Here is a 12,698-nt window from a genome sequence, read left to right on the forward strand (position 1 = left end):
GCGCTCTCCTCGGCGTCGACCGCGCGGCGGAGTTCGGCGACCGGTTCGGCGTCCGTCCCCGGTCCCTGCAGGTACCGGCAGTTGCGACCCAGCGCCTCCGACTCGTCGTACCCGGTCAGCGACTCGAAGGCGTCGTTGACGTACACGAGGGGGTCGTCGGGGAGCGAGGCGTCCGCGATGGTGATGCCGACGGGCGCCTCGTCCATCGCCCGTTCCTTGAGGTCCTCCGTCACCCGTCGCTCCGCCGCGGCGCGGTCCTCGCGCCACGCGAGGACGCTCGCCACCCGACGACCCAACCGTTCGAACAGGTTCGTCTCGGTGACGAGGACGACGTCGGCGGCACCCGCCGCGAGAACGGACTCGGCGGAGTGGTCGCCGTCGGGCCTGAGGAGTGCGACGACGGGAACGTCGCCGGCGGCGGCGACGACGGCCCCGAGGTCGGCGTCGGGCAGGTCGTCGGCGACCACCACGCAGTCGAACGAGTCGACGACGCCGGCGTTCCACCGGGCGATGTCGGCGTCGAGCGTCGACCGAAGCCGCCGTTCGACTCGGTCGAACAGGTCGTCCTCGTGCACGGCGACGAGGAGGCGCGGACTGCGTTCGTCTGACATACCAGCCTGCACGGCCGCAGAACGGTTATCGGTTGCGCGCAGCGACGCCGCTCGCGGTCGAATAACGGAAGAAGGGAGACGGTCGCACGACGGCCGTCCGTCTCAGTCGGCGGTGACTTCTTCGGCGGACTCGCCGTCGCGGTAGTGCTCCTCGATGAGGTCCTCGTCCACGCGGTTGAGTTCCTCTTTCGGTAGCATCGACAGGAGGTCCCAGCCGATTTCGAGCGTGTCGTCGATGGAGCGGTTCGTGTCGAAGCCCTGGTCGACGAACTCGTCCTCGAAGCGGTCGGCGAAGTCGAGGTACTTGTTGTCGCGTTCCGACAGGGCCTCGCGACCGACGATGTTCACCAGGTCGCGGAGGTCCTCACCCTCGGCGTACGCGGCGTACATCTGGTCGGAGACGTCGGCGTGGTCGGCGCGGGTCAGGCCCTCGCCGATACCGTCGTCCATCAGGCGCGAGAGGCTGGGCAGCACGTTGACCGGGGGCTGGACGCCCTGACTGTTGAGGTCGCGGTCGACGTATATCTGCCCCTCGGTGATGTACCCGGTCAGGTCCGGGATGGGGTGGGTGTCGTCGTCGCCGGGCATCGTGAGGATGGGAATCTGCGTGACGGACCCCTCACGACCCTCGATTCGACCGGCGCGCTCGTACAGTTGCGCCAGGTCGGTGTACATGTATCCGGGGTAGCCACGGCGACCCGGGACCTCCTCACGCGCGGCGCCGATTTCGCGCAGCGCCTCGCAGTAGTTGGTCATGTCCGTCAGGATGACGAGCACGTGGTAGTCCTTCTCGAACGCGAGGTACTCGGCCGTCGTGAGCGCCATCCGTGGCGTGACCGTCCGCTCGACGGCGGGGTCGTCCGCGAGGTTCATGAAGACCACGGAGCGCTCCAGCGCACCGGTTCGCTCGAAGTCGTCCATGAACTCGTTGGCCTCCTCGGCCGTGATACCCATCGCGCCGAAGATGACGGCGAACTCCGAGGCGTCCTCGCCCTCCTCGGCCGCCTCCTCGGGCACCGTCGCCTGACGGGCGATCTGGAGCGCGAGGTCGTTGTGCGGCAGCCCCGACCCCGAGAAGATGGGCAGCTTCTGCCCGCGGACGAGCGTGTTCATGCCGTCCACGGCGGAGACGCCCGTCTGGATGAACTCCTCGGGATACTCGCGGGAGTAGGGGTTGATGGCCGCGCCGACGATGTCGTGTCGCTCGTCGGGGACGATTTCGGGACCGCCGTCGATGGGCTGGCCCGAACCGTCGAGGACCCGTCCGAGGAGGTCCTCGGTGACGGGCATCTTCATCGTCTCGCCCAGGAAGCGGACGGACGCGTTCTTGTCGATACCGGTCGTCCCCTCGAACACCTGGATGGCGACGACGCCCTCCGAGGATTCGAGAATCTGACCCCGCTTGATCTCGCCCTCCGGCGTCTCGATTTCGACGATCTCGTCGTAACCGATCGGCTCGTCGACTTCGGCGAACACCAGCGGACCGCTGATCTCGGAGATGGTCTGATACTCTTTCATCTTAGTACAGCTCCCGGAGCTGTTCGGTTATTTCGTCTTTGAGTTCCGCGACGTACTCCTCGTAGTCCTCTTGGACACCGATGCGGTTGATGCGCGGGAGCGCCTCCACGTCGATGATCTCCTCGACCGGCACACCGGCTTGCAGCGCCTTGAACGCCTCGTCGTTGTAGGTGTGGATGGTCGTGAGCATGAGGTACGTCTTCTGCGGCGGACAGTAGGTGTCCACCGGGTGGAACGCGTTCTGCTGCAGGTACGCTTCGCGGAGGTACTTCGCCACGTCGAGCGTCAACTGCTGGTCCTCCGGCAGGGCGTCCTTCCCGACGAGCTGAACGATCTCCTGCAGTTCGGACTCCTCGTCGAGCACGTCGACGGCCCACTGGCGCTCCTCGGGCCAGTCGTCGGCGACGTTCTCCTGGAACCACGGGTCGAGCTGGTCGGTGTACAGCGAGTACGACTCGTTCCAGTTGATCGAGGGGAAGTGCCGACGTTCGGCGAGGTCGGCGTCCAGCGCCCAGAACGTCTTCACGATGCGCAGGGTGTTCTGCGTCACCGGCTCGGAGAAGTCGCCGCCCGGCGGGGAGACGGCCCCGATGGCGGAGACGGACCCCTCCGTGCCGTTGATGTTCTCGAAGTACCCGGCGCGCTCGTAGAACTGCGAGAGGCGCGCGGCGAGGTAGGCCGGATAGCCCTCCTCACCGGGCATCTCCTCCAGTCGCGAGGAGATTTCGCGCATGGCCTCGGCCCACCGGGAGGTGGAGTCGGCCATCAGCGCCACGTCGTACCCCATGTCGCGGTAGAACTCCGCGATGGTGATACCCGTGTACACGCAGGACTCGCGGGCCGCCACGGGCATGTTGGACGTGTTCGCGATGAGCGACGTCCGGGCCATGAGCGGGTTGCCCGTCGAGGGGTCTTCGAGTTCCGGGAAGTCGTCGATGACCTCCGTCATCTCGTTGCCGCGTTCGCCACAGCCGACGTAGACGATGATGTCCGCGTCGGCGTACTTGGCGAGTTGGTGCTGCGTGACGGTCTTGCCCGACCCGAACGGACCGGGGATGGCGGCCGTCCCACCCTTCGCGATGGGGAACAGGCCGTCGAGGATGCGCTGACCGGACACCAACGGCGTCCGGGGCGTCTTCTTCGTCTCGGAAGGACGGGCCTCGCGGACCGGCCACTCCTGATGCATCTGAATCTCCTCGCCGTTGTCGAGCGTCACGACGGTATCGGTGACGGTGAAGTCGCCCGAGTGGGCCTCGGACACCTCGCCGCCCTCGAAGTCCGGCGGCACCATGACCTTGTGGTCGATGGTGACCGTCTCCTCGACGACGCCGACGACGTCGCCGGGTTCGACGACGTCGCCCTCGGAGACTTCGGGTTCGAAGCCCCACTCCTTGTCGAGTTCGATACCCGGTGCGTCGACACCGCGGTCGAGGTATGGACTGCCCATCTTCTCTTCGAGGACGTCCAGCGGACGCTGGACGCCGTCGTAGATGGTGTCCAGCAGACCGGGACCGAGGTCGACGGTCAGCGGGTCGCCCGTGTTCTCGACGGGTTCGCCGGGACCGACGCCGGACGTCTCCTCGTACACCTGAATCGTCGTGATGTCGCCCTCTATCTCGATGACTTCGCCCATCAGCCCTTCGTCGCCGACGTAGACGACGTCGTTCATCCGGGCGTCGAGGTCACGGGCGGTCACGACGGGACCACTCACGCTTGCGATAATGCCGTCCTCGCGGACGGACTCTTGTGTCTGACTCATGTTAGTCTTCGTCCTCATCCATCAGGTCGATACCGATGGCACGTTTGATCTGGTCTCTGAGGCCGCCAGCGCCCGCGCCGCCGCCGAGAGTGACCAGCGTCGGTTCGATGCTGGTCTCGACGGACTCGCGGACCTGCCGGGAGAGGTGGTCGAGGTCACCGTCGTGCATCACGATGATGCCGACGCCCTCGTCCTCCAGCGTCCGGGTGACGGCCTCGTCGAGCTGTTCGTCCTTCGATTCGTCGGGCACGTTCTCGAACTTCCGAACCCCCGCGAGGCGGAAGCCGGTCGTGAAGTCCGGACTGCCGATGACGGCGATCTCCTGACTCATTGGATGACCAACTCCTCCTCTATCTCGTCTTCCGTCAGCCCCGCTTCGCGGCCGCGGGCGATGGCCCGGATGTTGTCCACCTCTTGCTCCTTTGCGAGGATGTACGAGATGACCGGACTCACCGACAGCGGGAACACGTATCCGAGGCTGTCCGCGTACTCCAGCAACGCCGCTTCGAGCGCGCGCTCGAACCCGATGAGGCTGTTCACCGCTTCGAGTTCGTCGAGCGCCGCCGAGAGTTCGTTGCCGTACTTCGAGTCGCGAATCTTCGTGACGAGTTCGTCGGTGTTCTGTGCGAGCGCCACCAGTTCCGAGGCGTTGAACAGCGACCCGCCCTCGATGAAGTAGTCGGCGGGGTCGATGTCCGCGCCGCTGCGCGCGAGGCGGAGCGCGTTCCGGGCGTTCCGGAAGTCGATCTCCGCTTCGAGGTACTCGCGGTACTGCTCGGTCGCCTCGTCGACCACGAGCCCTTCGAGCAGGTTCTCGTAGTAGGCGCGGTCGATGGCGTTCTCGAGCGGAACGAGCACGTCCGTCTCCTCGTAGTCCTCGTACGCCTGTTCGAGCCCCGCGTCGAACATCGTGCCGTCGAGCCTGTCGACGACTTCCTCGACGCTCGTCGCGTCGAGCAGCCGGTCGAGGAAGCGGTCGCCGAACTCGCCCGCGCGGATGAGGTCGGAGTCGACGTCCTCGCGGTCGGCCTCCGAGTAGATGCCGCGGATGACGGTCTTCGCGTTCCACGCGTCGAACTTCCGCAGGTAGCGGGCGATGAGGTCGTACAGCCGACCGTCCGCCCACCTGAGGATGTCGTTGAACTGCTTCGCGAGGTTTCGGTTCAGGGAGTACTCGATGAGGTCGACGCCCGAGTACCGCGAGCCGAGCGCGTTTATCTCCTCTTCGTACTCCGACTCCTCCATGAAGCGGGCGATTTCGGCCGGCCCCATCCGCACCAGCTTTCGGTAGTCGTCGTCGCTGAACAGCTTGCTTCGACGCGCTTTGACGCGAGCGGTCACGTACTCGGGGTTGGAGCCGGATTCAGCACTCATTGGTCGAACAATCGGGAACTCACTTCCTTGAGATTGTCCTCCCAGACGCTCTCAAGGACGGAGTCGAACGTGTTGTTCACCCGAACGCGGGACTGCTGGCTCTCGACGACGACGCCGCCGAGGCAGTCGTAACTGTCTCCGTACTCGTAGCCGTCGTACTCCTCGAGGATGTCCTCGATGAGCGCTTTGTCTGCCGCGCGGCCGTGGACGACGACGTCGGCGTCGGCGTCGAACTCGTCGGCCGCGTCTTCGAGCAGCGAGCGGGTGAGCGTTTCGCGTCGGTCACCGGAGAGGGAGGCGAGTTCCTCCTCGACCTGTTCGCGCACGTCCTGGAGGACGTCGCGACGGGCCTCGAGGCGTTTCTGCTTCGCCTCGAGCTTTGCGCTGGAGAGTGCCTGTTCGCGCTCCTGTTCGACCTGACGTTCGACGTCGGTCGTGCGCGATTCGAGGAGGTCCTCCGCGTCGGACTCCGCCTCCTCGATGATCTCCTGAGCGCGCTGCTCTCCGCCCTCTCGAATTTCCTCCGCACGCGCGCGGGCTTCGTCTCGGATGTCTTCGACGACGTTATCCAAACTCATTGATTGAAAGGGAGAGGGTGCTTTAGACGATGAACACGACGACCAGCGCGAGGATGACGAGAGTCTCCGGCAGGACGGTCAGGATGAGACCGTTGACGAAGAGGCTTTCGTCCTCGGCGATGGCCCCCATCGCGGCAGCACCGATACCGCGCTCTGCGTACCCCGCGCCGAAGGCGGCGAGGCCGACCGCGAGAGCGGCGGCCGCAGGTGCGGTGATTGCCGGGCCAGACGACTGGGACTGTAGTAGGATGTTTTCGAGCATGTTGTGTTTACGTCCTCTTAGTACCGGATTCGTCTCCGAACAAGCCTATGTGGCCGGGGGCATCTCATAAAGCTTCCCAAACCGATTCGGAAAAACGCCGAGAAGGGGGGTCCTATCCCCGAGATTGTGGCAAAAATCCTGCGCCTCACGATTTCTCACCGGACGAATAAAAAGAAACCGAGTTGCGGCGAACATCGCGACCTCATTTCGTCCGGCGCGTTACGGGTCGCTCCATGTCGAGGTGGTGCGTGAGCGGAGACCGGTCGTGTGAGAAAGCGCGCGCGACAGAGACATCGAACGGGGCCGGAAACCGCGGCCGCGGCCGGTCGTTCAGTCCTCGGTGGTGAACTTCCGGTCGTAGCCGAACGGTTCGTAGTCGCGGCCGCCGCCCTCGTAGAACTTGTTGAAGAACTCGACGTACTCGAGACGCACGGCCTGCAGGCCGGCGCTGGTCACGCCGAGTGCGAGCACGAGGAGGTGACCGATGACGAGGACGAGCAGTCCGACGAGGACCGTCGCCGCGCCGCCGTGGACGAGGCCGCCGAACAGCACGTCGACGACTTCGTAGCCGTGGTACATCTCCCCGACCTGCGGCATGCCGCCGAGACCGAAGTGCCAGCCGCCCTTGGAGTCGACGTACACACCGAAGAACAGCAGGTTGACCGTGAAGGCCATCCCCGCCTTCGCCAGCAGCACCGCGGCGATACGCGTGTACGACAGGACGTTCACGAGGACGTTGAGGAACTCGACGACTTCGATGGGTTCGCCGATGGCGAGCAGAACCACGCCGAGGACGAACACGCCGAAGCCGACCCAGCCGACGGTGGCCGAGAATCCCGCGAACCCAAGTGGCAGGACGCCCTCCGCCGAAAACGTCGTGTAGAGGAACTCGGGAGCGGTCCCGGAGATGACGTCCGAGAAGATCAAGACCCACAGGCCGTTCAGCATCAGCAGCCACGAACCGCTCTCGTAGACGGCGTGCTTGGCGTCGTGGAGTTCGAGGTTCTCGAAGAAGTCGAATATCCACCCGATATTCAGGTGGATGATGCCGAGGACGACGCTCACGACGAGCCATCCCAGCGCCCACTCGGAGGTGGCCGGCGACAGGCCCTTCTCGATGGGGGCGTGCGAGAGGCCGACGACGCCCTCCCAGAAGTACGAGGCGATGAGGTGCAGCCCGAAGATTTCGCCGTACAGGATGCCGAACAGCGTCGTGAACAGGCCGGCCGCGATGGTGATGCCGCCCATGCTCTTGAACGCCGGACGGTCGTCGAAGCTCGTGTAGAGGAAGTAGCCGATGGCGGTGTAGATGAGCCCGTAGCCGAGGTCACCGATCATGAACCCGAAGAACGCCGGGAACGTGAGGAACAGGATGACCGTCGGGTCGAACTCGTAGTAGCTCGGTCGGCTGACCGCCTGCACGAGAACCTCGAACGGCTTGACCGCGCCGGGGTTGTCCTGAATCGTCGGCGGGTCGTCGTCGTCCATCACGACCGCTCCGCCGTCGGCACGCGCCTCGCCGCCGTCCGCCGCGGCGGGCGTGCCGCCGTTGCCGCCGGCGGGTTGCTCGCGGACGTGGTCGGTGCCGTCCTTCGAGAACGTCGCGCGTTCGAGTTCTTCGACCTGAACGTGCTCGCCGATGTCCTCTTTGAGCGCGCTCTTGAACTCGGTGAAGCGCGCCGAGGGAATCCACCCCTCGGCGATGAACGCGTTCTCCGTCGTGGCGAAGGAGAGCGGCGCTTCGGTCTTCTGCACGTCGATGGACAGTTTCTCCTCGGCCGCGAGCAGGAAGCCCGCCGCGTCGAGCTTCGTGTTCTCCAGTTTGTCCTCGACGGACTCCAGTTCCGAGCGGACCTGCTGTTTCTCGTGTTCGAGTTCGCGGACGTACTCCTCCGGGCTGCCCTCGGCGTCGGGCACCTCCAGCGAGGTGAAGTCCGCGCTGACGAGCGCGTCGGTGAGTGCGGAGTCGTCGGCGTCGTCGGTCGGCCGCGCGAACACGGCCATCGTCTGGTCGCCCGAGTATATCTCGTAGTCGACGAGGTCGTCGGCGTCGACGACGGCGCGTTCGACGACGTCGCGCTTGCCGTAGCCGACGGCGACGTCGATCGTGTCGTACCCCGACAGGAGGTCGAGGTCGATGCCGAGGTCCTCGAACGGCTCCATCGTGCCGATGCGCTCTTCGAGGTCACGGAGCTGCTGGCGGAGCCGTTGCCGTTCGTCGTCGAGTTCGTTGACCTCCGTCCGAATCTCCTCCAGTTCGGCTTCGAGCGCGTCGTCGGTGACGATTCGGGTCGGACCCGCGTCTTCCTCGTCGACGTCGAGGATGCTCTCGAGCGAACGGACGGTGACGAGCTTGTCGGAGGCGCTCTCGGCCCCTTCGACCGGGTCGCCGGGGGAGAACCCATCCCACGAGTTGTCGTACTCCGTCACGTGAAGCAGGTTCAGGTCGTGGACCGTCTCGACCACCGGGTCCATCACGCGCTTGGACCCGGTCACCGAGACCTTACTCATTTGCTCAGGTCTGAGCATGCACCGCCTCCTCGAACTGGTCGATGGCGTACTCGACCGCCTCCTCGGTGTTGGCTTCGGCGTCGCTGACGAGGCGGTTCCGGGCCTGCTCGCCGTCTTCGAGTATCGCCTCCCGCTCCTCCTCTATCTCTTCGCGAGCTTCGGCGAGACGCTCGGACTCGTACTCACTTGCCTCCTCTTCGGCTTCTTGACGGATCTCTTCGGCCTCCCGTCGCGCCTCCGCGATCCGCTCATCGCGGTCGGCTTCTGCTTCGGCGACGATGTCGTCGGCGTCGGATTCGGCCGTCTTTATCCGTTCGAGAACCTCTGGTCTCGGCATACTCGTATCATCGAAACGTTGCACTACCTGCGTATAAGGTGTTTGCGGAAACCTCTCGTGGCGCCGTCGTCCCCGCGTTCGGTCGTAGCGGTCCAAATCCGCACGGTTATGACCGCCCAGTCCTAACCTCGCGCCCATGGGAGTCCTCGAGAACAAGTCACGGGCCCGGCTGTTCTACAAGTACCTCTCGAAGGTGTACGACCGGATAAACCCCTACATCTGGAACGAGGAGATGCGCGACGAAGCGCTGGAACTGCTCGGCATCCAGCCCGACGACCGCGTCCTCGACGTGGGCTGTGGGACCGGGTTCGCCACCGAGGGACTCCTGCGCTACTCCGACGACGTCCACGGACTCGACCAGAGCATCCACCAGATGCAGAAGGCGTTCGAGAAGTTCGACGAGGACGAGGTGACGTTCTACCGCGGCGACGCCGAGCGCCTGCCGTTCAAAGACGACGCGTTCGACGTCCTCTGGTCCTCGGGCTCCATCGAGTACTGGCCGAACCCGGTCGACGCCCTCGAGGAGTTCAGACGCGTCGTCAAACCCGGCCACCGCGTGCTCGTCGTCGGACCGGACTACCCCGAGAGCGGCCTGTTCCAACGCGTCGCCGACGCCATCATGCTGTTCTACGACGAGAACGAGGCCCAGCGGATGTTCGAGGAGGCGGGCTTCGTCGACATCGAACACCACATCCAGCAGGCCTACCCGGGCAGTCCGAAGGCCATCACCACCATCGCGCGGGTCCCCGACGCCGACGAAGACGACGAGGCCGACGCAAGCGAAGACACCGAGGTCGAAGTCCCCGTCGAAACCGACGCGTAAGCAGACGCGCGCGCTCTTCAGCCGTCCGTGACCGACGCCGTCAGCGTCGCCAGCGGCCGCGACGAGCCGCGCTCGTAGAGCCGCACCGTCACGGTCCGCCCGGGTCCGAGTCGGGGGTGGTTCGTGCCCGCGACGACGACGGAACCGGTCTCGCCCGCGGTCCACACGCCGTCGCTTCCGACGTGAACGGGCCGGTCGGCCCCGGCCGGAACCCCCGGGCGGAGAAGAACGGCACCGGCGGCTGGTACGCGAGCGGTTCGCCGTCCACCGAGACGTCGAGTCTGAGGTCCGCGACGCGCATCGGCGGCCCGCGCTCGTACCCCAGCGCGACTCTGTCGCCGGTCACCGACAGCGAGAACGCCACCCGCCGACCGGCGGACGGCGACGAGGCGAACGCCCCCGCGGGACCGTCGGACGCGGCGACGCCGTGGCTCGGGGCGGAGCCCTCGGGTGCGGTGGCTGCGTCGAACGCGGCGACGCCGAGGACGGCGTCCCCGCTCACCGCGGCGAGCGTCGTCGCCGCCGCCAGCACGACGCCGACCAGCAGGAGCGTTCCCACGACCGGCGAGAGTCCGCGGTCCGTCACGGTCGACGCTGGCCGCGCTCTCGGACAAGAAGGTTCGGACGGCAGCGGCCGTCGGCGTGAGTTACGCCGCGCCCGCCGTCGCCGCGGCCGGCGGGCGGACGGCCGTGGCGTTGCCGCTCTGCGTCGCGTTCCCGTTCACCAGCGGCGGCGCGTTCGGTTCGACGGTGAGCAGCACGACCGAGTTGCCGCGAATCGCCGTCACCTGGTACTCCTGCCCCGGCGCCATCGTCCACAGCGACCCGTCCGCCCCCGTCTCGCCGACGACGACGCTCCGCCCGCCGCGCGGGCCGACGGTTATCAGCGCGTCCGCGGGGTCGCCCGACTCGGTGGTGTTGAGGGTGATTCTGACGGGACCGCCGGGGTACGTCTGGTACGCCGTGAGTTCGAGTCCGTCCTTCACCGCGCCCTCGGTCGGGTCGGTCTCCATCGTCTCCAGCGGCCGGTACTGGAACTCCTTGAACACCTGCTGGGAGCCGCTGTCGACGAACGAGTAGAGGCGGCCGCGTTCGTGCTGGATGCGGACGAGGAAGCTGTTGTCCTCCGTGCCGACGATGTTGGTGCCGTTCTGCCGGAACTGGAGCGCGAAGGCGTTCGGGTACGCCTGCGAGGTGGCGTTCAGCGCCTCGAGGTCGGTGAGGAGGCCGGACCCGCGACGGCGGATGTCGCCGCGGTACACCTCCCGGACGTAGGTGTCGTCGCGTATCGTGCTGAGGACGACGCTGTCGGTGCCCGTCTGGACGAAGAACCGCGCCGGGTCCGCCTCGCCGGTGAGGACGGCCACCGAGTGCTGGCGGACCGGACCGGTGAACGTGTCGAGTTCGCGGCCGAGCGAGGCGGTGCGCGCGTCCACGGAGAAGTCCGGGACCGAGCGAGCGACGCGCTGGATTCGCTCGTTGCGGTCCTGCAGGGCCTGCGCGTGGATGTCGATGACGGCGAGGCGGATGAGGAGCGTCCGGGAGTCGATGTCGCCCTCGCCGTACGCTCGAATCGCCGCCTGCTGGCTCGCGCGCAGGGAGATGGCCGCCTGCTCGATAGTCGTCAGTTCCTGCAGTATCAGCTGCTGTTTCCGGTCTTCGGAGTCGGCGGCGTCGATTCGGTCGACGGCCGCGAGCGTCTCCATCCGCATCTCCGTCCGGTTGTGGTCGAACGCGAGCGCCGGCCCCAACTCGACGGTTCGCGTCGCCAGCGAACTCTGGGTGACCTGCGCCTGCGGGATGCCGAGGACGTGGATTGACGCGTTCTGGGCGGTGTGGTTGTTCACCACCGACACGTCGGAGCGGGAGGTCGAGTGCTCGAACGACCGGTCGTCGGGGGCGGGAGCGGCGACGGTCGCGGCGTCGACGGGCGTCGTCGCGCGGTCGGGGAGAGACGCCGTCCCCGGAACCGTCGCCCCGGCGACGGCGGAGAGCACGAGGACGAACGCGAGCATCGCGGGGAGGGCTCTCATTGCCGGTGCATACGGTGGCAAGTACAAAAAACGTCGTTATTCGGACGGAAGCCGAGAATCGGGCGCGTGCGTACCGATGGAAAGCATTTTGAGCGCTCCACGTACAAGCTTCAGCAAATGCGGATACCCGCGTTGGTCGTGGCCCTCCTCTTGGTGTTCTCCGGCGTCGCTCCCGTCGCCGCGGGGACCGCCGGCAGCGGTTCGCTCGGCGCCGAGTCCGCCGCCCCACAGGCACAGGTCGACGGGACGCTGGACGACAGCCCGCAGACCGTGATGCGGGTGTTTCTGCAGGACGACGGCGACGCGCGGTGGCACGTCGAAGTTCGCTACGAACTCGACGAGCCGAACGAGACGGCGGCGTTCGAGCGCATCGGACAGGAGTACGAGAGCGGTGAGAGCGACACCGGCGTGACCGCCGAGCTATTCCGTCGAATCGCCGAGCGAGCGAGCGAGTCGACCGGCCGCGAGATGCGGATTCAGAACGCGACGTACGACTACAGCGTCGACCGGTCGGCCGGGACCGGGACGCTGACCGCCGAGTTCGGCTGGACGAACTTCCTGCGCGAGACGGAGAACGGCGGACTCGCACTCGGGGACGTGTTCGTCCTCCCGAGCGCGGAGTCCGAGGAGCCGCAGACGTGGCTCTCGCTGATGAGCGCGGACCAGCGACTCGTCATCGAGACGCCGCCGGGGTACGCGACGAACACGACGAGCATCCGCGTGAAACAGCAGAACAACGCCATCATCATCGACGGCCCCTCGAAGTTCGAGGGCGAAGACAGCCTCGTGGTGACCTACCGGCCGACCGAGGACGCACAGGAGATTCCGTGGGACCTCGTCGTCGGCGGCGGCGTCGTCGCCGCCCTCCTGTTCCTCGTCGCCGCGGTCATCT

Annotated in this window: 12 protein-coding genes and 1 pseudogene; 2 read left to right on the forward strand and 11 right to left on the reverse strand. The window is 66.5% G+C overall.

Going from position 1 to position 12,698, the window contains the following annotated elements; all coding sequences use genetic code 11:
• The 9 genes from GJ632_RS12740 to ahaH all read right to left on the reverse strand — a co-directional run.
• A partial coding sequence (locus tag GJ632_RS12740) for a PAS domain-containing protein (protein ID WP_191453166.1) occupies positions 1-611 on the reverse strand: 611 nt, incomplete at its 3' end.
• A gap of 102 nt (positions 612-713) precedes the next feature.
• Positions 714-2,129 (reverse strand): ATP synthase subunit B, encoded by a 1,416-nt coding sequence (locus GJ632_RS12745; protein WP_191453167.1) that lies wholly within the window; start codon positions 2,127-2,129, stop codon positions 714-716.
• 1 nt (position 2,130) lies between these two features.
• Complete coding sequence (locus GJ632_RS12750; RefSeq protein ID WP_191453168.1) at positions 2,131-3,888, reverse strand: ATP synthase subunit A; 1,758 nt, start codon at positions 3,886-3,888, stop codon at positions 2,131-2,133.
• A 1-nt stretch (position 3,889) separates the two neighbouring features.
• On the reverse strand, positions 3,890-4,219 hold the full coding sequence (locus tag GJ632_RS12755; protein ID WP_089804269.1) for a V-type ATP synthase subunit F: 330 nt from the start codon (positions 4,217-4,219) through the stop codon (positions 3,890-3,892).
• The gene (locus GJ632_RS12760) at positions 4,216-5,262 is read right to left on the reverse strand and encodes a V-type ATP synthase subunit C (RefSeq protein WP_089804267.1); all 1,047 of its coding nucleotides are present in this window, start codon (positions 5,260-5,262) and stop codon (positions 4,216-4,218) included. The genes GJ632_RS12755 and GJ632_RS12760 overlap by 4 nt, the downstream gene beginning before the upstream one ends.
• Positions 5,259-5,840 (reverse strand): V-type ATP synthase subunit E, encoded by a 582-nt coding sequence (locus tag GJ632_RS12765; protein WP_089804265.1) that lies wholly within the window; start codon positions 5,838-5,840, stop codon positions 5,259-5,261. Before GJ632_RS12765 ends, GJ632_RS12760 begins: the two co-directional genes overlap by 4 nt.
• A 22-nt stretch (positions 5,841-5,862) precedes the next feature.
• Entirely contained in the window at positions 5,863-6,102 is a 240-nt protein-coding gene (locus tag GJ632_RS12770; protein ID WP_089804263.1) for a hypothetical protein, read from the reverse strand.
• A gap of 330 nt (positions 6,103-6,432) precedes the next feature.
• Entirely contained in the window at positions 6,433-8,631 is a 2,199-nt protein-coding gene (locus GJ632_RS12775) for a V-type ATP synthase subunit I (protein ID WP_191453169.1), read from the reverse strand.
• The gene (gene ahaH, locus GJ632_RS12780) at positions 8,618-8,950 is read right to left on the reverse strand and encodes an ATP synthase archaeal subunit H (protein WP_191453172.1); all 333 of its coding nucleotides are present in this window, start codon (positions 8,948-8,950) and stop codon (positions 8,618-8,620) included. The genes GJ632_RS12775 and ahaH overlap by 14 nt, the downstream gene beginning before the upstream one ends.
• A 136-nt stretch (positions 8,951-9,086) precedes the next feature.
• Here ahaH and GJ632_RS12785 point away from each other — a divergent pair, with 136 nt between their 5' ends.
• Positions 9,087-9,773, forward strand: coding sequence for a methyltransferase domain-containing protein (locus GJ632_RS12785; protein WP_191453170.1), 687 nt, complete (start codon positions 9,087-9,089; stop codon positions 9,771-9,773).
• Positions 9,774-9,790: 17 nt separating this feature from the next.
• Here GJ632_RS12785 and GJ632_RS12790 read toward each other — a convergent pair.
• Together GJ632_RS12790 and GJ632_RS12795 are read right to left on the reverse strand one after the other, a co-directional pair.
• Positions 9,791-10,359, reverse strand: a pseudogene (locus GJ632_RS12790) (archaellin/type IV pilin N-terminal domain-containing protein).
• Between the two features lie 61 nt (positions 10,360-10,420).
• Entirely contained in the window at positions 10,421-11,806 is a 1,386-nt protein-coding gene (locus GJ632_RS12795; RefSeq protein WP_231751539.1) for a hypothetical protein, read from the reverse strand.
• A gap of 117 nt (positions 11,807-11,923) precedes the next feature.
• Here GJ632_RS12795 and GJ632_RS12800 point away from each other — a divergent pair.
• On the forward strand, positions 11,924-12,698 hold a 775-nt coding region (locus GJ632_RS12800), incomplete at its 3' end, for a hypothetical protein (protein WP_191453171.1).

The organism is Halogeometricum sp. CBA1124 (genome assembly GCF_009741955.1).
GTDB classification, from domain to species: Archaea; Halobacteriota; Halobacteria; order Halobacteriales; family Haloferacaceae; genus Halogeometricum; species Halogeometricum rufum.